The sequence below is a fragment of the Williamsia sterculiae genome (genome assembly GCF_900156495.1).
GTDB classification, from domain to species: Bacteria; Actinomycetota; Actinomycetes; order Mycobacteriales; family Mycobacteriaceae; genus Williamsia_B; species Williamsia_B sterculiae.
The window spans coordinates 21,622-42,293 of record NZ_FTNT01000007.1 but is presented as its reverse complement, the minus strand read 5'-3'; the positions used below and the strand labels follow the sequence as shown (position 1 = coordinate 42,293).

General features: G+C 68.0%; 18 protein-coding genes. 8 read left to right on the top strand and 10 right to left on the bottom strand.

The features are described from left to right. Positions 1-97 precede the first annotated feature (97 nt). Positions 98-1,942, top strand: a complete 1,845-nt coding sequence (ilvD, locus tag BW971_RS12220; protein ID WP_076479963.1) for a dihydroxy-acid dehydratase — start codon at positions 98-100, stop codon at positions 1,940-1,942. Between the two features lie 43 nt (positions 1,943-1,985). Here the strand turns inward: ilvD and BW971_RS12215 are convergent, their stop codons facing one another. Then, positions 1,986-3,179 (bottom strand): DoxX family protein, encoded by a 1,194-nt coding sequence (locus tag BW971_RS12215; protein ID WP_234974385.1) that lies wholly within the window; start codon positions 3,177-3,179, stop codon positions 1,986-1,988. A gap of 92 nt (positions 3,180-3,271) precedes the next feature. Between BW971_RS12215 and BW971_RS12210 the strand changes: the two genes are divergently transcribed. After that, positions 3,272-4,411 carry a PQQ-dependent sugar dehydrogenase gene (locus BW971_RS12210; RefSeq protein WP_076479961.1) on the top strand — a complete coding sequence of 380 codons (1,140 nt, stop codon included), beginning with the start codon at positions 3,272-3,274 and terminating at the stop codon, positions 4,409-4,411. A gap of 39 nt (positions 4,412-4,450) precedes the next feature. On the opposite strand, the gene dctA is transcribed toward BW971_RS12210, so the two are convergent. Then, on the bottom strand, positions 4,451-5,824 hold the full coding sequence (gene dctA / locus BW971_RS12205; protein ID WP_076479959.1) for a C4-dicarboxylate transporter DctA: 1,374 nt from the start codon (positions 5,822-5,824) through the stop codon (positions 4,451-4,453). A 174-nt stretch (positions 5,825-5,998) separates the two neighbouring features. On the opposite strand from dctA, the gene BW971_RS12200 reads away from it, so the two are divergent. Further along, positions 5,999-6,652, top strand: a complete 654-nt coding sequence (locus tag BW971_RS12200; protein WP_234974384.1) for a TetR/AcrR family transcriptional regulator — start codon at positions 5,999-6,001, stop codon at positions 6,650-6,652. Positions 6,653-6,681: 29 nt separating this feature from the next. Beyond that, positions 6,682-7,839 (top strand): NAD(P)-binding protein, encoded by a 1,158-nt coding sequence (locus tag BW971_RS12195; protein WP_076479957.1) that lies wholly within the window; start codon positions 6,682-6,684, stop codon positions 7,837-7,839. Between the two features lie 66 nt (positions 7,840-7,905). On the opposite strand, the gene gatB is transcribed toward BW971_RS12195, so the two are convergent. The 4 genes from gatB to BW971_RS12175 form a co-directional block, all read right to left on the bottom strand. Continuing rightward, positions 7,906-9,408 (bottom strand): Asp-tRNA(Asn)/Glu-tRNA(Gln) amidotransferase subunit GatB, encoded by a 1,503-nt coding sequence (gatB, locus tag BW971_RS12190; protein WP_076479955.1) that lies wholly within the window; start codon positions 9,406-9,408, stop codon positions 7,906-7,908. 52 nt (positions 9,409-9,460) lie between these two features. After that, a complete protein-coding gene (locus BW971_RS12185; protein WP_076479953.1) occupies positions 9,461-10,492 on the bottom strand; it encodes a 6-phosphofructokinase in 1,032 nt (343 codons plus the stop codon). 119 nt (positions 10,493-10,611) lie between these two features. Continuing rightward, the gene (locus BW971_RS12180; protein WP_076479952.1) at positions 10,612-11,265 is read right to left on the bottom strand and encodes a response regulator; all 654 of its coding nucleotides are present in this window, start codon (positions 11,263-11,265) and stop codon (positions 10,612-10,614) included. Further along, the gene (locus BW971_RS12175) at positions 11,262-12,464 is read right to left on the bottom strand and encodes a sensor histidine kinase (RefSeq protein ID WP_159441856.1); all 1,203 of its coding nucleotides are present in this window, start codon (positions 12,462-12,464) and stop codon (positions 11,262-11,264) included. Before BW971_RS12175 ends, BW971_RS12180 begins: the two co-directional genes overlap by 4 nt. A gap of 250 nt (positions 12,465-12,714) precedes the next feature. Between BW971_RS12175 and BW971_RS12170 the strand changes: the two genes are divergently transcribed. Together BW971_RS12170 and BW971_RS12165 are read left to right on the top strand one after the other, a co-directional pair. Then, positions 12,715-13,308, top strand: coding sequence for a hypothetical protein (locus BW971_RS12170; protein ID WP_076479948.1), 594 nt, complete (start codon positions 12,715-12,717; stop codon positions 13,306-13,308). 62 nt (positions 13,309-13,370) lie between these two features. After that, positions 13,371-14,675, top strand: a complete 1,305-nt coding sequence (locus BW971_RS12165; protein ID WP_076479947.1) for an alpha/beta-hydrolase family protein — start codon at positions 13,371-13,373, stop codon at positions 14,673-14,675. Here the strand turns inward: BW971_RS12165 and gatA are convergent. From gatA to BW971_RS12150, 3 genes are all read right to left on the bottom strand, one after another. Further along, positions 14,645-16,138 carry an Asp-tRNA(Asn)/Glu-tRNA(Gln) amidotransferase subunit GatA gene (gatA, locus tag BW971_RS12160; protein ID WP_076479945.1) on the bottom strand — a complete coding sequence of 498 codons (1,494 nt, stop codon included), beginning with the start codon at positions 16,136-16,138 and terminating at the stop codon, positions 14,645-14,647. The genes BW971_RS12165 and gatA overlap by 31 nt on opposite strands. Next, positions 16,135-16,434 carry an Asp-tRNA(Asn)/Glu-tRNA(Gln) amidotransferase subunit GatC gene (gene gatC, locus BW971_RS12155; protein WP_076479943.1) on the bottom strand — a complete coding sequence of 100 codons (300 nt, stop codon included), beginning with the start codon at positions 16,432-16,434 and terminating at the stop codon, positions 16,135-16,137. Before gatC ends, gatA begins: the two co-directional genes overlap by 4 nt. A gap of 155 nt (positions 16,435-16,589) precedes the next feature. Then, positions 16,590-17,171: an antibiotic biosynthesis monooxygenase gene (locus BW971_RS12150; protein WP_076479941.1), complete on the bottom strand. Its 582-nt coding sequence runs from the start codon at positions 17,169-17,171 to the stop codon at positions 16,590-16,592. Positions 17,172-17,281: 110 nt separating this feature from the next. On the opposite strand from BW971_RS12150, the gene BW971_RS12145 reads away from it, so the two are divergent. Continuing rightward, entirely contained in the window at positions 17,282-17,944 is a 663-nt protein-coding gene (locus BW971_RS12145) for an ACT domain-containing protein (protein ID WP_076479939.1), read from the top strand. Positions 17,945-17,966: 22 nt separating this feature from the next. Here BW971_RS12145 and ligA read toward each other — a convergent pair whose 3' ends face one another. Next, positions 17,967-20,156 carry an NAD-dependent DNA ligase LigA gene (ligA, locus tag BW971_RS12140; RefSeq protein ID WP_234974383.1) on the bottom strand — a complete coding sequence of 730 codons (2,190 nt, stop codon included), beginning with the start codon at positions 20,154-20,156 and terminating at the stop codon, positions 17,967-17,969. Between the two features lie 95 nt (positions 20,157-20,251). On the opposite strand from ligA, the gene BW971_RS12135 reads away from it, so the two are divergent. Further along, on the top strand, positions 20,252-20,656 hold the full coding sequence (locus BW971_RS12135; protein WP_076480245.1) for an MmcQ/YjbR family DNA-binding protein: 405 nt from the start codon (positions 20,252-20,254) through the stop codon (positions 20,654-20,656). Positions 20,657-20,672 lie beyond the last annotated feature (16 nt).

Sequence of the window (20,672 nt, the reverse complement as noted above, 5' to 3'; positions counted from 1 at the left end):
CCTGCCCAGACCCGTCCACACCGCGGAGTACCGTGGTCGAGCGGACGGGTCCGGCACCGTCGTCAGCCGGGCCGCCAACACAGATCGAGGAATCATCATGCCGCCGTTGAGGTCACGCACAACCACCATCGGACGCGAGGCGTCCGGGGCGCGCGCGCTGTGGCGCGCGACCGGGATGACGGACGACGATTTCGGCAAGCCGATCGTCGCCATCGCGAACTCCTACACCCAGTTCGTGCCCGGTCACGTGCATCTCAAGGACGTGGGTGAGATCGTCGCAGACGCGGTGCGCACGGCAGGCGGTGTGCCCCGCGAATTTCACACCATCGCCGTCGACGACGGCATCGCGATGGGCCACGGGGGCATGCTCTATTCCTTGCCGAGCCGCGAGATCATCGCCGATTCCGTGGAATACATGGTCAATGCCCACACCGCCGACGCCCTCGTCTGTATCTCCAACTGCGACAAGATCACCCCGGGGATGTTGAACGCCGCCATGCGTCTGAACATCCCGACGGTGTTCGTCTCCGGCGGTCCGATGGAAGCAGGAAAAGCGGTCGCCGTCGACGGTGTGGTGCATCCGTCGTCAGATCTCATCACCACCATCTCGGCGTCGGCCAATTCCGGTGTGGACGACGATGAACTCACCGAGATCGAGCGCAGCGCCTGCCCCACCTGCGGATCCTGCTCGGGGATGTTCACCGCCAACTCGATGAACTGTCTCACCGAGGCACTGGGTCTCGCGCTGCCGGGCAACGGCTCCACACTGGCGACCCACGAGGCGCGGCGTGCACTGTTCATCCGGGCCGGGACGGCGGTGGTGGAGGCCGCGCGCCGGTGGTACCGCGACGACGACGCGACGGTGCTCCCCCGCAATGTCGCGACCCCCGCCGCATTCCGCAACGCGATGGCGCTCGACGTCGCGATGGGCGGATCGACCAACACCGTGTTGCACGTGTTGGCAGCAGCACAGGAGGGTGAGGTCGCCGATTTCGATCTCGGGGTGATCGACGCGATCAGCCGCGCGGTTCCGTGCCTGTCCAAGGTGTCGCCGAACTCGAACTACCACATGGAAGACGTGCACCGGGCCGGCGGGATCCCGGCCATCCTGGGTGAACTCCGCCGCGCGGGGTTGCTCGACGACACCGCGACGACCGTGCACTCACGCACCATCGCCGAGTTCCTGGACGACTGGGACATCCGCGGTGGAACGGCCACCCCGGAGGCGATCGAGCTGTTCCACGCCGCACCCGGCGGTGTGCGCACTACCACCCCGTTCTCCACCGTGAACCGGTGGTCGTCGCTCGACACCGACGCGGAGGGCGGCTGTATCCGCGACCTGGAACACGCGTACACCGCGGAGGGCGGATTGTGCGTGCTCACCGGCAATCTCGCCGTCGACGGAGCGGTGCTCAAGACCGCGGGGATCGATGAGGAACTGTGGCACTTCGAGGGACCCGCGAGGGTGGTCGAGAGCCAGGAGGAAGCCGTGGAGGTGATCCTGTCGAAGACCATCCAGGCCGGTGAGGTCCTGGTGGTGCGTTACGAGGGACCGTCGGGCGGCCCGGGTATGCAGGAGATGCTGCACCCCACCGCGTTCATGAAGGGCACCGGAATGGGCCGCAAATGCGCGTTGGTCACCGACGGCCGGTTCTCCGGCGGATCCTCGGGGCTCTCGGTCGGACACATCTCTCCCGAGGCCGCGTCCGGCGGGAACATCGGTCTGGTGGAGAACGGCGACCCGATCCTCGTCGACGTCCGCACCCGGCGGCTGGAGATCCTCGTCGACGACGACGTGCTCGCCGAACGCCGAGCGAAGATGGAGGCGTCGGAACGTCCCTGGCAGCCCAGGGACCGGCAACGCACCGTCACCACCGCGCTGCGCGCCTACGCCAGGTTGGCCACGTCGGCCGACAAGGGTGCGGTGCGCCGGGTCGACTGAGACCCGGTACGGGGTCGGCCGACGGTCGACCAGACCCGCGTCGTCAGGACGAGGCGGGGTTACCCGGCGAGTGGAACGGGTTGGTACCGTTGAACAGGATCCATACGGCCACCGCGGCGGCCACCCCGATGATCAACCACAGCACCGATCCGACGAACGGCCGTCGGGCCCAACCGCGGCCGAAGTCGAGCGAGATGCGCCCGGGACCCATGAGGATGAGTGCGGCGGCGGCGACGGCGAGCAAGGCCTCGTACTCGATCCCGCTGCCGCCATGGTCGGCGGCGAAGAACCACACGCCTCCGGCGAGGGTCGCCTTGTAGGCACCCGCTATCAGCATCGTGCCCAGCACGGCCGAACCCGCGATCGGCGTCAGCAGACCGAGCACCAACATGACACCACCCAGACCTTCGGACAATGCGCCGACGATGGCGAGCGGTTTGGCCGCATCCGGGTTGAACCCGATGTTGGTGTTGGTCGAGTTCACCAAGAAGTCCGAGAAACCACCGATCTTGGGGCCGTTCCACCAGCCGAACAGCTTTTGGGCGCCGTGCGCCATCGCAATGAGGCCCACCGCCACCCGCAGCAGCAGGATGCCGAGGTCGGTGGTTCCCCGACGGGCCGCCCGGCGGGCGGACTCGAGGTCGTCGGCCGACGCGCCGCGCTCGCCGGTCCCGGTGTCCTCCGGGCGCGATCGGCGCCGCCTGCCCCACCGACGGTTGCCGGCGGCGTCGTCGTGCTCGGCGCCGACCGCTTCGGTGGCGGGGTTGTCGGGGTCGGTCTCGATGGCTTGGGTACGGGTGTCGTCCGCGGCTGCGGTGTCCGGACGGGAGTATCGACGCGCGTGCTCGCGGTGGAACGCATCCCGATCGGTGCGGTCGGTGCGGGACCGTTCGTGCTGCCGCGTGTCGTCGGAGGTGTCCGTGTGGGCTGTGTCAGGGTCGGAACTCCCGCTCGAGAAGGCGACCGTGGAGGGGTCCCCACCCGCGTCGTGACCCGCGTGCTCGCGGGACGGGATCTGGGAGGTCTCGTCCTCGTCGGCAATTTCTTCCGCACGTCCGGTACCGGTACCGGCGTCGGCGTGCCCGGTACCGCCGCGACGGTACGGCGCGAAACCGACCACACCCGAGTCCTCGGACCCCGTGCCGTCCGAGCCCGCGCCTCCTGTGGTGGAGATGGCGTCGGTCGGTTCGTCGTAGGGACTCGATCCCCTGGTCGCGTCGCGATCGTCTCGGCTCACGGGTCCGACCATACGGCCAGAGACCTGGCAGACCACGGCAGCCGCGCCGGTGCGTGACCACCCTGTCGTCCGGGATTGTCTAACCTGGCGCCATGCGCTCCGACCGATCACACCCCACCACGTGGTTGGTCGCCGCGATACTCCTCGCCGCCGCGCTGGTCGGCGGGTGCGCCGACTTCGGCGATGCCGACCGTTCAGAGAGCGCCGGACCGTTCTCGGCCAACACCCAGGCCCCGCCGATGTCGACACCACAGCCGACGCCCACCCAGCCGCAACAGCCCGAGGGGCCACCGCCTACCGGACCCTGCGTGGATCCCGACCCCGCGGTGATCGCGACCTGCCTGGACGCGACCACGGGGGTGCTGCCCGGTGACGCGGACGGCACCAGCACCGTCGTCGCCGAGCGGACGACCGGGAAGATCATCCAGGCCTCACGCAACGGCCCCAAGAAGGTGCTCGCGACCATTCCGGTGGACAGCTCCGGGGACGGCGGACTGCTGGACTTCCGACCTTCCCCCAGCTACGCACAGGACCAGTTGATCTACGCCCTGATCAGCACCCCGAGCGACAACAGGGTGGTGCGGATCGCCCCCGGCGATGTGCCCAAACCGATCCTGACCGGAATTCCGAAAGGCGCCAGCGGAAACGGCGGTTCGCTGTTGTTCGTCAAGCCGAATGAGCTGTGGGTCGCGACCGGAAATGCCGGTAACCCCGCCGCGGCGAGCGACCCGTCGTCGCTGGCGGGGAAAGTCCTGTCCACGACGTCGCTGAACTCCGACGCCTCGACACCACCGCGGGTGTTGTCGTCGGGTATCGGCGCGGACGCCTCGCTGTGCCGCAACGCCACCACCGGCAGCATCTATCTCACCGATCAACTGTCCGACGAGGATCGGTTGCAACTCCTCTCGTCGGCGGGGATCGGCAAGACGTTGTGGACCTGGCCCGACAAACCGATGGTCGCGGGTTGTGCGGCGACCAACGGCGCGGTCCTGGTGTCCACCGCGCGCACCCAGCACGTCGAGGCTCTGCCGGAGCCGACCCGGGACCGTCCGACGGTGACCGCACCCACCGTGGTGCTCGACAAACGCTACGGAGCGCTGGGCCGGATGGCCGCGGTGGGCAACGGCGTGGTCCAGGTGGGGACGGTCAACAAGCAATACGGCTCACCGGGACAGACCGATGACCGAGTGATCCGCCTCCCGGTTCCGAGTGGTTCGGAGAACCGCATCTGACCTCAACCGTGCCCGCGGCCCTCTGCCGCTGCGATCGGGTCAGTGCACCGCGACCGGCGGACCGCTCTTCGGGTCGACCTCGTCGAGCGGTGGGACGTACTCGCCGCTGAGGACCCTACGCATGCGGTCCTTGTCGAGCTGACCCTCCCAATTGGCCACGACGAATGTCGCGATGCAATTGCCCAGCAGGTTCACCGAGACCCGCATCGAGTCCATGATGCGATCGGCGCCGAGCAACAGGGCCACCGCGGCCACCGGGATGGCGCCGTGCCCGATCGCGGCGACCGTGGCCGACAGCGCCAGGAACGACGATCCGGGTACACCGGCCATACCTTTCGATGTGAGCATCAGGATCAGGACGGCGGTGATCTGCTCACCGATGCTGAGATCCACCCCGAGCGCCTGGGCGAGGAAGAGTATGCAGATCGACAGATAGAGGGTGGCGCCGTCGAGGTTGAACGAATACCCGGTCGGTATGACGAGCCCCGTCGTGGTGCGCGAGCAACCGGCATTGTTCAGTTTGGTCATGATGCGCGGCAGGACGACCTCCGTGGACGCCGTGCCCAACGCCAGGAAGACCTCGTCCTTGATGTAGACGAGAAACCTCCACAGGTTCACTCCCGCCAGGAACCACGCGACAGCACCGAGGATCAGGATGAACAGCACCGCCGCGAGGTAGCACGCCCCGATGAGTTTGCCGTAGCTGGCCAGGGAGCCGATCCCGTACTGGCCGATGATGTAGGCCATGGCCCCGAAAGCACCCAGCGGCGCCAACCGCATGATCCAGCCGATGATGGTGAAGAAGATGTTGCTCAGGTGGTCGACCAACTCGAGGACCACCGGCGGCCCCTTCTCCCCCAGCTTGGCCAGCGCCAGCCCGAACAACACCGCGAAGAACAGCACCTGCAGCAGAGCGTTCTCGGCGAACGCCGAGAACACCGATGTCGGGATGATGCTCAACAGGAATTCGACGGTGTGCGGCAATTCGCCGTCCTCGGTCTTCTTCGCGACCGCGTCCGCGCCACCCGCCAGAGTCGCTGGGTCGACACTGAACCCGGCGCCGGGCTTGACGATGTTTCCGACCACCAGACCGAACAGCAATGCGAAGGTGGTCACCGCCTCGAAGTAGATGAGGGCCTTGACTCCTATTCGGCCGACAGCCTTCAGATCCCCCACATGTGCAATACCCAGCACCACGGTGCAGAAGATGATCGGCGCGATCAACATCTTGATCAGCTTGATGAAGCCATCGGCCAACGGTTTGACGTTGCTGCCCAGATCCGGCCACAACCAGCCGACCATAATGCCGGCCACGATCGCCACCAGCAGCTGCAAGAACAGCGAGGTGTACCAGGGAGACTTGTTCGCCGACGAGGTCGTCTCCTCGTCCGGTGGCGTGGTCGTGGTTGCCATGCAGCGAAACTAGGGTCGGCCCGTTACCGCACTGTTAAGGCTGACCAAGCGCATGTAATTCTTCGACTTCCACCGCACCTGCACCGGAGTGTCTCGCGCGATCGCCGGAGATCGGGTCGGCAGACCCTTGCGCGCGGCGGCCGACATGTGGTCAGCTGATATGCAAGCAAGTACTTGCTTGCAGGCACGTGGAGGTGCGCGATCCCCAGCACACGGCGGCGAATCATCACCGAGGCCCTTCGGCTGTTCGGTGAACGCGGTTATGCGGCCACGACGATCGCGCAGATCGAGAGCGCCGCGGGGCTGTCTGCCGGCTCAGGATCGCTGTACAGACACTTTCGATCCAAGGATCAACTGCTGTACGCGGCCATCGAGGAGACCTTGGCCGACCGGGGTGAATGGGCCGTGTATTTCGACCCGGACTTCTCGGTCACCACACTCGTGGCCCAGATCGCACCCGATGCCGATCTGGTCGACACGATCATGCTGTTGTGCCGGGTGGGGCTCGGTCGCCTGGAGCACGACCGCGATGTCAGTCGCATCCTCTTCCGAGACAATTCCGTTCCCCCCGATGCACTGGAAGTATTCCGCAAGAAGGAATTTCAGCTCGCACTCGGCGCGATCGCCCGCGGCCTGGCCGAACTGTCCGGCCCGAGCGCCGGAGACCAGGACTGGGACGCCCTGGCGGTGGTGGTCCTCAGTGCCGTCAGCCAGTTCTGGGTGGAGAGCGACGCATACGGCGGCCTGCATCCCTCCGGCATCGACGCCGAACGGTACCTACGCGCCCTTGCGCAGACCATCGCCGCTCGCCTGACATCACAGCCCTGACCTGAACCTCACCAAAGGAGACGAAGACCGTGGCACATCCCATCACCGTCATCGGAGGTGGTCTGGCCGGCCTGACCGCCGCCATCGCCTGCGCGGAAGCCGATGTTCCGGTGCACCTGTACGAAGCGCATGATCGGCTGGGCGGTCGCGGACGCGCCACCGCACCGCCCTACGTGGCGCACGAGGGCGCACACGTGTTCTACGCGGACGGTCCGCACTACACGTGGCTGAAGAAGCGCGGCTTCGTGCAGGGACTCGGGTGGCCGAGTCCCTTGACCATGGCCACGCTCCTGCATTTTCGTGCGGGCGGCCGCATCCGCGCCCTGCCACCGGTGCCGATGCTGCGGGCGCAGGCACACAAGTGGCTCACCGCTCCGGTGGACGTCGACTTCCACAGCTGGGCCTCCGACCGCTGGGGCGAAGGCACGGCACACCAGATCGCCAACGCCATCTCGGTGGTGACCTACGACGCTGACACCGGTCGCCTCTCGGCGGCGTTCGTGTGGGAGCTCTTTCAACGGGTGCTCGGTCCGAACGTTCCGGCCATCCGGTGGGTGCGGGGCGGTTGGCAGACCGTCATCGACCGGATGGCTCGCCGTGCCGCCGAACTCGGAGTCGAGCTGCACACGGGGACGCGACTGGACACGTTACCGACTGACGGCCCGGTCATCGTGGCCACCGAGCTCGCCGCGGCCGCCCGGCTCCTCGGCGACGAGTCGCTGACCGGGACCAGCGGTCACGCCGCCCTGCTCGATGTCGCCGTTCCACGCGATCGCCGAGACATCAACCTCGTCTTCGACCTGGACGAGGGAGGATTTCACGAGAGCTACAGCATGCAGGACTCTTCGGTGGCGCCCGAGGGATCTGCGTTGTACCAGTTGCAGATGCCCGTTCGACACGGGGAGACCCACGCCGCCGCTCACGAACGTCTGGGCGCGTTCGCCGAGCAGGCACTACCGAACTGGCGAGAACGCGCAGCGTGGCATCGCACGGCCATCGCCAAGGGTCGTACCGGAGCCCTCGATCTGCCCGGCCGGACGTGGCACGATCGCCCAACCGTCGACCGGGGTCATGGGGTGTATCTGATCGGCGACATGGTGGCGGCACCCGGAATGCGGGGCGAGATCTCGATCAACAGCGCTGTCATGGCTGCGGCCTCGGCCACGGACCGCGTGGGGCGGGGCTGACCCACCGCGAGAAGAGGATTCAGCTCAGGCAAGCGACCCGGAGGCCCGTCTCGTCGGGTGCTGGCGCTACCCACACGCGGCCAACACCATCTCCTTGACCCGCGCGGCGTCAGCTTGACCGCGCGTTGCCTTCATCACGTCGCCGACGATCTTGCCCGCGGCCTGAACCTTGCCACCGCGGATCTTCTCGGCGATGTCGGGGTTGGCGGCCAGGGCGTCGTCGACGGCCCGCTGCAGCGCCGAGTCGTCGCGCACCACCTCCAACCCACGGTCGGCGACCACCTGTTCGGGTTCGCCCTCACCATCCAGCACACCGGCTATCACCTGTTGCGCGAGCTTGTTGGTCAACTTCTTCTCGGCGACCATCCCGATCACGGTCGCCACCTGCGCCGGGGTGATGGGCAGGTCGGCCAGCTCCACCTGACGTGAATTGGCCTGCTGGGCCAGGAACGACACCCACCAACCGCGGGCGGACTCGGCGTCGGCGCCGGCGTCGACGGTCGCGATGATGAGGTCGATCGCGCCCAGGTTGACCAGGTCGCGCATCACCTCGTCCGACACGCCCCAGTCGTGCTGTATCCGGGCGCGGCGCAGCCACGGCAGCTCCGGCAGCGTGGTCGCCAGCTCGTCGACCCACTCCTGGGCCGGCTGCACCGGCGGCAGATCCGGCTCCGGGAAGTAGCGGTAGTCCTCGGCGGTCTCCTTGCGACGCCCGGGTGACGTGGTGCCGTCGGTCTCCTGGAAGTGCCTGGTCTCCTGCACCACCTCACCGCCGGCCTTCAACACCGCGCCCTGCCTGCACATCTCGTAGCGCACCGCGACCTCGACGCTGCGTAGGCTGTTGACGTTCTTGGTCTCCGAGCGGGTTCCGAATTCGCTTGCGCCCTTGGGCATCAGCGACACGTTGGCGTCGCAGCGCAGAGACCCCTGGTCCATCCGCACGTCGGATACGTCGAGCGCGGAGAGCAGGTCACGCAATGCGGTCACGTAGGCGCGGGCCACTTCGGGCGCGCGTTCACCCGCACCCTCGATGGGACGGGTGACGATCTCCACCAGCGGCACCCCGGCGCGGTTGTAGTCGAGCAACGAGTGATCGGATCCCGCGATGCGCCCGGTGCCACCGATGTGCAACGACTTGCCGGTGTCCTCTTCCATGTGTGCGCGCTCGATCTCCACCCGCCACGTGGTGCCGTCGGTCAGGACCACGTCGAGGTAGCCGTCGTGGGCGATCGGCTCGTCGTACTGCGAGATCTGGTAGTTCTTCGGCTGGTCCGGGTAGAAATAGTTCTTCCGCGCGAACACCGACGACGGCCGGATCGAGCAGTTCAGCGCCAGTCCGATCCGGATCGCCGACTCGATGGCCTTGGCGTTGACCACCGGCAGCGATCCGGGCAACCCGATGCACACCGGGCAGACGTGTGAGTTGGGTGCGCCGCCGAAAGTGGTCGGGCAGCCACAGAACATCTTGGTGGCGGTACCGAGCTCGACATGCACCTCCATACCGAGGACCGGATCGAAGTCACGGATGACGTCGGAGTAGTCGAGCAGGTCGACGGTCGCTGCAGTCATGCGGACCAGTTTATCCGTCGCCCCCGTGCCCGCCTCAGCCCGGCGAACCCACTCACCCGAAGATGACGCGGATCTCCTGATACTGGTCGACGGGCACCGTCTTGTGATTGGCCAGCGCCTCGTCGAAGCCGACGCGGACGATGTCGGTGCCACGGAGGGCCACCATGTGGCCCCACCCCTTCTCCGCGACCAGGTCGGTGACCGCCATCCCCAGCCGAGTGGCCAGCACCCGGTCGAATCCGGTGGGCGAACCGCCGCGCTGGATGTGCCCGAGGACGGTGGCCCTGGTCTCGATACCGGTGCGCTCCTCGAGCAGCGGAGCGAGAACCTCGGCGACCCCGCCCAACCGCGGGCGGTTGAACCCGTCGAGTCCCTTGGTGGAGTGCGCGCTGTCCATGTCCGGCAAGCGGAAGCCCTCGGCGACCACCACCATGGGCGACCGACCGCGATCCTTCACGCTGGTGACCCAGGCGCAGATCTGGTCGAGACTCTCCGGTTGCTCCGGGATCAGGATGGCGTGCGCGCCGCCCGCGATACCCGAGTAGAGCGCGATCCAGCCGGCGTGGCGACCCATGACCTCCAACACCATGCACCGCTTGTGCGAGTTGCCGGTGGTCCGCAGTCGGTCGATCGCCTCGGTGGCGATCTCCACCGCGGTGTCGAAACCGAACGTGTAGTCGGTGGCGTCGAGGTCGTTGTCGATGGTCTTGGGGACACCGACGATGTTGATGCCGTCGGCGTAGAGGCGTTTGGCCGCCGACGCCGTCCCCTCACCACCGATGGCGATCACGGCGTCGACCTGCAGTGTGTCGAGGACCTTGGCGATGTTCTCGGCACCACCGTGCGGATCGGTGTAGGGCCCCACCCGGCTGGTGCCCAGAATGGTGCCGCCCTCGTGGGACAGACCGCGGACCGAACTGCGGTCGAGCGGCATCACCTCACCCTCGATCAATCCGCGCCACCCGTCCAGGAAGCCGACGAATCGCTGGCCGTACACCGTCTCACCCTTGAGGACCGCACCTCGGATCACGGCGTTCAGACCAGGGCAGTCGCCTCCGGAGGTCAGGATGCCCACGGTAGCCACGTCTCGCCACTCCTCATTCGTCGCGCGCGGTCACCCCGGGCTGCTCCGGGTGCCGGTCGATCGCTTCTCAATGTAGGGAATGCGAGCAGACGGCGCCCGATGACGGCCACGGCCAGACGTCAGCGGATGCCGTTCTCGAACGCGAACACCACCGCCTGCACCCGATCGCGCAGATGCAACTTGGCCAGGACGTTGCTGACGTGCGTCTTGACCGTCTGCTCGGCCAGGAACAGATCCCCGGCGATCTCGGAGTTCGACCATCCGCGCGCGAGCATCTCCAGCACCTCACGCTCACGCGGGGTCAACGACCCGACCGCGGAGTCATCCGGCGAACGCTGCGGGCGACGGGCGGTCACCTCGGCGATCAACCGCTTGGTGACCGACGGTGCGAGCAATGCCTCACCATCGGCGACCACCCGCACCGCGCGCACCAACTCGTCGGCGGGTGCGTCCTTGAGCATGAACCCCGAGGCGCCGTGACGCAGGGCGTCGTACACGTAGTCGTCGATGTCGAAAGTGGTCAGCATCAACACCTTCGGGGGCTTGGCAGAGGACCCGCTCAGCAATTCCCTTGTCGCTGCGAGTCCGTCGAGGTGCGGCATCCGCACGTCCATCAGCACCACGTCGGGTTGCAACCGACGCACCTCGGTCACCGCGGTACGCCCGTCGGCGGCATCGCCGATGACCGAGATGTCGGCCTGTGCGTCGAGTAATGCACCGAAGCCCTGCCGCACCATGGCCTGGTCGTCGGCGATCACGACCGTGATGGTCATCGACGAACCGCCGGGTCGGTCGCCGTGACCGCTCCTCGGCGTACGTCGGCGCTACGCGGCAACACCGCGTGCACACCGAAACCGCCGTCGGCGGTCGGTGTCGCCGTCAACGTCCCGCCCACCGCCTGGGCGCGTTCGGCCATCCCGCGGATACCGAGACCTGCACCCGCGGGCAGGCCCGCGTTCTCCCCGGTGCTCGCCGAGTTGGTCACCGACACCCGCACCGCGTCACCGGCACCGAGCACCGCGACGTCCGCGTCGGCACCGGGTGCGTGTCGGGTGATGTTGGCCAGTGACTCCTGCACGATACGAAAAGTGGTGAGTGAGGTGGCGTCACCCACGGTGTCGGGGTCCACCTCGACGTGCGCGGTCACCTCGGTTCCGGTTCCTCGAGTCGCCGTGATCAGCCGGTCGATGTCGGCGATGGTCGGGTTGGGTGCCTGCGGGGCATCCTCCCCCTCGACGCGGAGCACGCCGAGCATCTGCCGGACTTCCTGCAGTGCCTCCCGCCCGACGTCGGCGATGGCGTCGAACTCCGACACCGCCGCCACGGGCAGACCCGGCAACCGGTACTGCGCCGTCTGGGCCTGCACCACGACCACCGACATGCGGTGGGCGACGACATCGTGCAGATCACGGGCGATGCGGGCACGTTCCTCGAGCAACAGCGAGTGCTCGGCCGCCTCCTCCTTGAGCTGGGTCTCACGTACCAGCTGTCGCCGTGACCGCCACAACACCCGCAGGAGCCAGCACACCAGCACCAACGCGGTCATCCCGACGGCCCAGCCGGCGCGTTCCAGGGGTGGTGCGGCGTAGAAGAATGCCGCGATGGTGGCCACCCACACCAGCGGGATCGCCCGTAGCTGGCCGCGTAGACACACCATCGCGGTCAACACCATCAACGCGATGATCGTCGTCACCTGCATGGACCATCGCCAGTCCGGCACCGGGTCGGCCAGTACGCCGATCGCCTGCGCCGCGAGGATGCACACCGACCACCCGAGCACCGGATTGACCCAGGCGAACAGCACCGGAAAAGTGGTCAGCGCCGCACAGACGGGCATCGCCGCAGGTGGGACGTCCAGATTCAGATGCAGCGTGGACCAGGACACGATGAACAGGCAGAGCGCGAACGGGGCGAACACCACGGTGTTCACCCGGGGTCGCAGGAACTCCCGGACCGCCGGGTCGTCGAGCATCGGGAAATAGGCACGTAGTATGTGGCGTCCCCCCTGTACGCCAGCTGCGCCCCGGGATCGCCTTCGGTGGCGCAGTCGCATCATTTCTGCAACCCTACGGAGCCGTCATCCCGATGTCCTCATACTCGAGAGGGAGATCGCGACGGTACCCCGGTACCACGACGATCCGACGGGACAGGCACTGCAGCAGAACACATCTCGATCTCGACGGGGATCCGGTGCGGCACCGACCCGGCCTAGCTTTGCTGCCATGACCACTCGATCACGACGGCTACGAGCCGTATTCCTCTCCGCACTGGCCTGCCTCGCCGTCGGTGCTGGTGGCGCCGGTCCCGCGCATGCGGGATCGGTGCCCGACCCCTCGACCCCACCGTCGGGACAGCTCCATCAGTCCGAGGGCGCCGCGATCGCCGCGCTGACGGGGTCACACCCCACCGAAGCACTGGCCAGTCTGCCTGCCGACTTCGCCGACCGGTTCGGCTACCGCCCGGTGGTCCTGTCCGGTGCTCCGGCGAATCCCTACGGCGGGTGTTCGTCACCTATCCCGATGCCGGCCCAATTCGAGAACCTGTGCAAGACCCACGACCTCGGTTATGACCTGTTGCGCAGCGCCACCGCACACGGACACCCGCTGAGTGGCTGGGCCCGGGAGCGACTGGATTCCTCCCTGGTCGATCGGATGTACGCCACCTGCCACGATCCCGGATGCACCACCGCCGCCGGGCTGGCGGAGAGCGCACTCGCGGTGAACACCTGGCGTCAGCACGCAGGCAATCCGGGGCCGGAGACAGCGGCACAGATCGCCTCGTCGATGCTCGAACGCTCGCTCGGCATCGACTCATGACCGCGCGTGGCCAGGCCACGCGACCCCCGACAGCACGACGGACACCCAGCCGGTGGTCCGCAGTGGGTGCTGCGCTGCCGTCACCCCTGGTGACGGCGGGTACGACGGCAGGCCTGGTCCTGGCGTCGACCCCGGGGTCGCTGCCGCAGACGTTCCTCGCCCACGTGATCGTCGTCACCGTCGTCACCCTGCTGTGGGCGACGGCCACCGCGGTCATCGGTGTGATCACCCGCATCTGGTGGGAACCGCCGGGCCCCCGGCAACGCCTGGTGTCCGCCTGCGTTGCGCTGCCGATCATCTGCGGTTCGAGCGCGTGGAATGCGCTGTGGCAGGACCGGCTGCACTCGAACCTGGCGCAGCCCGCGGTGCCCTGGACGTGGTGGGCGACACCCGCGGTCCCCGTCGCGGTGATCCTCATGGTGACGCTGGTGTACACAACCGGGGCACGCCGCCGACGCCGGTTCGCCCTGGTGAGCCTGGCGGCGGCCGGACTGACCGCGGCGGCGGTTGTTGCCCTCCCCGCACCCGCCCACGGCCGACAGTCGACACCGGTCGCGTCGGTGTCGGATCGGTTCGTGCAGACCGGCGCCGGCCCGGGTGCACTGCGCCTGTACGAGTCGCTCGACGACCGATCCCGTTCGAGCGCTGCATTTTCCGTCACACCGGAGTGGGATGCCCGGGCCCGTGACTTGACCCGCCGGTGGGTCGCGGCGGGTGGATTGTCGCGTGCCGCGGTGGTCATCGCGGTGCCCACGGGTTCGGGGTGGGTCGATCCGGACGCGGTCACCGGATTCGAGCATCGATTCGCCGGTGACGTCGGTGTGCTCGCCGGGCAATACGACGCCATCCCGAGTTGGCGGGCATTCGTCTCCGATCGCGACCGCCCGGGCGCCGCCACCGTCGCGATACTACGTGCGGTTCTCGACGCGATCGGGAGTCGAGCGGGCGGTCATCGACCGCAGGTGTATCTCTACGGACAGAGTCTGGGCGCGATCGGCGCGGACGCCGCCCGGGGATGGGCGGTGACGCATCGACCCGGGCAGGTGTGCGCGACGGTGGTCGCGGGCGCTCCGGCGGATACCGTGGCGGCACGGGCAGCCGACCGGGTGGTCATCGCCAATCGCAGTGACCCGGTGACGCGGTGGTCGCCGCGCTTGCTGTGGTCGGCACCCCGCACCGCATCGACCGAGGCCGATCTACCTGCTCCGCAATGGATTCCGATCGGGTCGTTCTTGGCCACCAGCGCAGACCTGGTGTCTGCGCTGACGCAACCGACGGGGCACGGCCACCGCTACGGCGCCGAACAGGGTCTGCGTGCACCGGATTGCCGCGCAGGTCAGACGATCGGCCCGCGCGCGCTCTCGTAGGCCGCCCCGATCCGATAGAGCCTATCGTCGGCGAGGGCGGGCGCCATGATCTGCAGACCCACCGGCAGACCGTCGGTGGCGGACAGCTGTGAGGGCACCGACATCGCGCAGGTGCCCGCCAGGTTGGTCGGCAGGGTGCACAGATCGAACAGATACATCGCCAGCGGGTCGTCGACCTTCTCCCCCAACGGGAACGCGGTTGTCGGGGTGGTCGGGGAGACCAACACGTCCACGTTCTCGAAGGCCGCGTCGAAGTCCCTGGCGATGAGGGTCCGCACCTTCTGCGCCTGACCGTAATAGGCGTCGTAATACCCCGACGAGAGCGCGTAGGTCCCGATCATGATGCGGCGCTTCACCTCCGCACCAAGCCCCTGTTCTCGGGTGAGGGCCATGACCTCTTCGGCACTGTGACGACCGTCGTCACCGACGCGGAGTCCATACCGCATCGCATCGAACCGCGCCAGGTTCGACGAGACCTCGGAGGGGAGGATCAGATAGTAGGCACCGAGCGCGTACGGGAAGTGCGGGCAGGACACATCGACGATCTCGGCACCGCGATCGGCCAGGGTGCGCACCGCAGCGGAGAACGATTCCACCACCCCGGGTTGGTAACCGTCACCCTGCAGTTCGGTGACCACGCCGACGCGCACACCCGAGAGATCTTGTGCCGCACCCTGTTGCGCGGCGCCGACCAGATCCGGCACCGGCGAGTTCACCGACGTGGAATCCCGGGGGTCGTGACCGGCGATGACCTGGTGCAGGGCCGCCGTGTCGAGCACCGTCCGGGCGCAGGGCCCGGCCTGATCGAGCGACGACGCACAGGCCACCAGGCCGTACCGCGACACAGTGCCATAGGTGGGTTTCACGCCGACGGTCGCGGTGACCGCGGCAGGTTGGCGCACCGACCCACCGGTGTCGGTACCGATGGCCAGCGGCGCCTCGAACGCGGCCAACGCCGCGGCGCTGCCACCGCCCGAGCCCCCGGGGATACGGTCGAGATCCCACGGGTTGTGGGTGGGGCCGTAGGCCGAGTTCTCGGTCGAGCTGCCCATCGCGAACTCGTCCATGTTGGTCTTGCCGAGGATCGGCAGGCCGGCGGCGCGCAGCCGCTCGGTCACGGCAGCGTCGTAGGGCGGAACCCATCCCTCGAGGATGCGCGATCCGACGGTGGTGGGCGCGTCGGTGGTGGTGAACACGTCCTTCAGGGCGATCGGCACACCCGCCAACGGTGACGGCGGTGTCTCCCCCGCGGCGATCGCGTCGTCGACGCGTGCGGCGGCGGCCAACGCCTCGTCGGCACCGACGTGTAGGAAGGCGTGCACGTCCCCGTCGACCTCGGCGATGCGCTCGAGATGGGCGGTGGTGACCTCGACCGAACTCAACTCCCCCGCGCGGATCCGGGCGGCGAGGTCGACAGCGCTCCGACCGGTGATCTCCCCGGATGTCCGGGTGGCAACGGTCACTGTTCCTCCCCCAGGATCTGCGGCACGGCGAAGCGGTCCTGCTCCACGGCGGGCGCACCCGACAACGCCTGCTCAGTGGTCAGTCCGGGCACGACGGTATCGGGACGCAACACATTGGCCAGCGGCACCGGGTGCGCGGTCGGCGGTATGTCGTCGGCGGCCACCTCGGTGATCTGCGCGACATGGGTCAGGATGGAATCGAGCTGCGACGCATACTGATCGAGCTCCGCGTCGGACAGCGCCAGCCGGGACAACCTGGCCAGGTGCGCGACCTCCTCACGCGAGATGGCTGACACCGGCGCTCCCTTCGTCGACCCGCGGGGCCACGGATCATCTCCTGTGCGTCTGCATGGTCGAGATGTGATGGTCGAGATGTACGGGACCCGATCTCCGAGCCCACCCGACAAGGGTAGACAACCGCCCGAAGGCGATCGGTCCCCGGTCACCGACCTCAGTTGAGCCAGCGTCGAAGCCGGGCGGTGATCCACGGGAGTACGACATAGACCATCAGCGGGGTGTTGATCAAGGTCGCGATGAGGGTCTTGAACACCAACGGGACGCCGTCGAGATGCGCGACGACCAGGAAGTTGATGGCCACACTCAGCGGGAAGAAACCCAGCCAGATGGTGATCGCCTGTTTCCAGCGTGCCGGCGGCGCACCCATGACCTTGACGGCGTTGGTCAACGTCGACTGTGGCTCAAACCACCCCTCGACCCCCGACAGACGGTGGGTGGCGTACTCCGCGGCCACACCCTCGCCACGCGACAACCACGCCTTGCGGACGGGTGAGCGGACCCAGTCGTCCATCTGCTTGTCGGTCTCGAACCGGTACACCACGTAGTACTCGTCCCGCTTCTTGGTGGACCGCAGCCAGCCGCCGCCGAGGAATCCGGGGAAAGTGCGGGCCAGCGCCATACCGGCGTCGGTCCACCCGACGAAGTCGTGCTCGCGCCCCGGCTCGATGCGGCGCGCGACCGAGGTGGTCACGTGGGCGGCGTCGGCGGCGGTGTCATCGGGATCGGTCACGGCCATCTGTCCATGGTCGCGCTCTCGAGGCACGGATGCGAATCGGCGGGTGGCAGCACCGGGTCCGGCGGGCGCGCGAGACCGCTGTCACGCACGCGTCATCATCGGGTGCGACAATGACCGGCGTGTCTTTCCTGCTGCGCGTCTACCTCCAGGACAAGCCCGGCAGCCTGGGACAGCTGGCTGTCGCTCTCGGCGGCGTCGGCGCGGACATCCTGTCCTTGGACGTGGTGGAGCGCGCCCACGGTTATGCGGTCGACGACATCGTGGTCGAGGTGGCCCGGGGTGCGCTACCGGACACCCTGATCACGGCATCCGAGCAGGTACCCGGCGTTCGAGTCGACTCGATCCGGCCCTACACCGGCGTGCTCGACACCCACCGCGAACTCGAGCTCGTCGACCAGGTCGCCACGGCACACGACCGTTTGGCGGTACTGGCCGAGAACGCGCCCCGGGTGCTGCGGGTGTCCTGGTGCATGGTGGTGACCGAGGGCGGTTCGGGGGTCATCCAACTGTTCAGCAGTTCGGGGGCCCCGGAGACCAGACTGACCTCGGTCGACTGGTTACCGCTGACCCGGGCGAGACAACTCGAGCCCGACGCCGACTGGGTGCCGCAGACCTGGAGGGACTCCGACACCCGAATGGCTGCCGCGCCGTTGGGCGGCGGGGTCAAGGCGATACTGCTGGGTCGGGTCGGGGGACCCGACTTCCGGCCGTCGGAGATCGCGCGTCTGGGTTATCTGGCCGGGATCGTGACCACGGTGCTCGAACGGCACTGACCGCGTTCGGATCCGGGACGGCTCAGGTGTCGGCGGGCTCCGCGGTCCCGGTTGCCCCGTCGTCCTCCGCTGCCCCGTCATCCTTCGCTGCGCTGTCACTCTCGGGCATTCCGTCGTCCTCGGGCACCGGCGGTGGCCCGTCGGCGAGTAGCGAGACGAAGCCGTCCTCGTCCAGGATCGGTACTCCCAGCTGTTCGGCCTTGTCCGCCTTGCTGCCCGGCGCCTCGCCCGCGACGACGTAGTCGGTCTTCTTCGACACCGAGCCGGACGCCTTGCCACCACGGATCAGGATGGCCTCCTTGGCCTCGTCGCGGGAGAACGCGGTGAGCGAACCGGTGACGACGACGGTCAGCCCGGCGAGGTTGCGCGGGATCGAGTCGTCCCGCTCGTCGGCCATCTGCACCCCTGCGGCCCGCCACTTGTCCACGATCTCGCGGTGCCAGTCGACGGCGAACCAGTCGACCACGCTCTGCGCCAACGTGTTCCCCACTCCCTCGGTCTGTTCGAGCCGCTCCGCGTCGGCCTCCTCGATCGCCTCGAGACTGCCGAATTCCGCGGCCATGGCCCGGGCACCGGTGGGTCCGACGTGCCGGATGGACAACGCCACCAACACCCGCCACAGCGGAACTTGTTTGGCTGCCTGCAGGTTGGTCAACAGTCGCTGACCGTTGGCCGACAGCTCACCGTCCTTGGTGCGGTACAGATCCACCGAGACGATGTCGTCGGCGGTCAGCGAGAACAGGTCACCCTCGTTGTCCAGCGCACCGGAGCCGAGCAATGCCGCCGCACCCTCGTACCCCAGGGCCTCGATGTCGAACGCCCCTCGACCGGCCAGGTGGTACAGCCGCTCGCGGAGTTGCGCGGGGCAACTGCGGGAATTCGGGCAGCGCAGATCCGCGTCACCCTCCTTCTGCGGAGCCAGCGCGGTCCCGCACTCCGGGCAGTGTGTCGGCATCACGAATTCGGTCTCGGAGCCGTCGCGCAGGTCGACCACCGGGCCGAGGACCTCGGGGATCACATCGCCCGCCTTGCGAATGGTTACGGTGTCACCGATGAGCACGCCCTTGCGCTTCACCTCCGAGGCGTTGTGCAGTGTGGCCAGCGACACGGTGGAACCGGACACCAACACCGGCTTCATGTACGCGAACGGCGTCACCCGCCCGGTGCGACCCACGTTGACCCGGATGTCGAGGAGTTCGGTGGTCACCTCCTGCGGCGGGTACTTGTAGGCGATCGCCCAGCGGGGGGCGCGTGAGGTGGCGCCGAGGCGACGCTGCACGGCCACGTCGTCCACCTTGACCACCACACCGTCGATCTCGTGTTCCACGTCGTGGCGGTGCTCACCCCAGTAGGAGATCTTCTGCAGGATCGCGTCGATCCCGTCGGCGGTGGTGGTGTGGGTCGACACCGGGAGCCCCCAGGCACCCAGTGCCAGGTAGACGTCGTGCAGCGACGTCGGCGTCCACCCCTCCAGCTTGCCGACCCCGTGGCAGATCATCCGCAGTCGGCGCTGCGCGGTGATCTGCGGGTTCTTCTGCCGCAGCGACCCGGCGGCGGAGTTCCGCGGGTTGGCGAACGGCGGCTTACCCGCCTCGACCAGCGACGCGTTGAGCTGCTCGAAGTCCTCCAGCCGGAAGAACACCTCACCGCGGACCTCGAGCAGCGAGGGGATCGGGTAGTCGGCGTGAGGGGTCAGGGCGGCGGGGATGTCGTCGATGGTGCGGGCGTTGAGGGTGACGTCCTCACCGGTGCGGCCGTCGCCGCGGGTGGCGGCTCGCTGCAGTTTGCCGTCGCGGTAGACCAGCGCCAGCGCCACACCGTCGATCTTCAGCTCACACAGGCATCGGACCCGTTTGCCCGCGTCAGCCTCCACCCGCTCGAGCCAGGCGCGCATCTCGTCGGCATCGAACACGTTGTCCAACGACAGCATCCGTTCGATGTGGTCGACGGCGGCGAACTCGGTGGCGAACCCGCCCCCGACGAGTTTGGTGGGCGAGTCGGCGACGGCCAGCTCGGGATGCGCGTCTTCCAGCGCCTGCAGTCGGCGCAACAGGGTGTCGAAGTCGCCGTCGCTGATCACCGGCGCGTCCTTGACGTAGTAGCGGAACTGGTGCTCACGAACCTCGTCGGCGAGTGCGGTCCACGCCTCGCGGGCCCGACTGTCCACGACCGGGGTGTCGGACTCGTCGGGACCCACCTCACTGTTAGCCACGCCGTCGAGATTAGTCGAGGCCACCGACAGTCCTGGCCGGGCGACGGGCCGTGACGTGCGCCGATCCGGTGTGCGGCGGCGACTACGCTGACACGATGCCGCATCCCATCATGTTCGATGACGCCGACCCGGTGCTCGGTCGGATCCGGGAGATCGCACTGGCCTTCCCCGAGGCCACCGAGGTCGTCGCCCACGGCCGCCCGACGTTCCGCTGCGGCAAGATGTTCGCGACCTATGGCGGAATGATCAAGGGCGGTCCGCGATTCGAGCAGTCGGTGTTGTTCATCCCCGACGCCGGTGAACGGGACGCACTCCTCGCCGACCCGCGATTCTTCCATCCCGCGTATGTGGGACCGTCCGGTTGGCTGGGGATGGACCTGACCGGTGCGGCGACCCGGGATTCCGTCTGGACAGAGGTCGGCGAACTCCTCGATGCGAGTTTCCGTCAGATCGCACCCGCCCGGGTGATCCGACTGCTCGGCGAGCCGGGCCGCCGATGAGCGACCGAGAGGTACA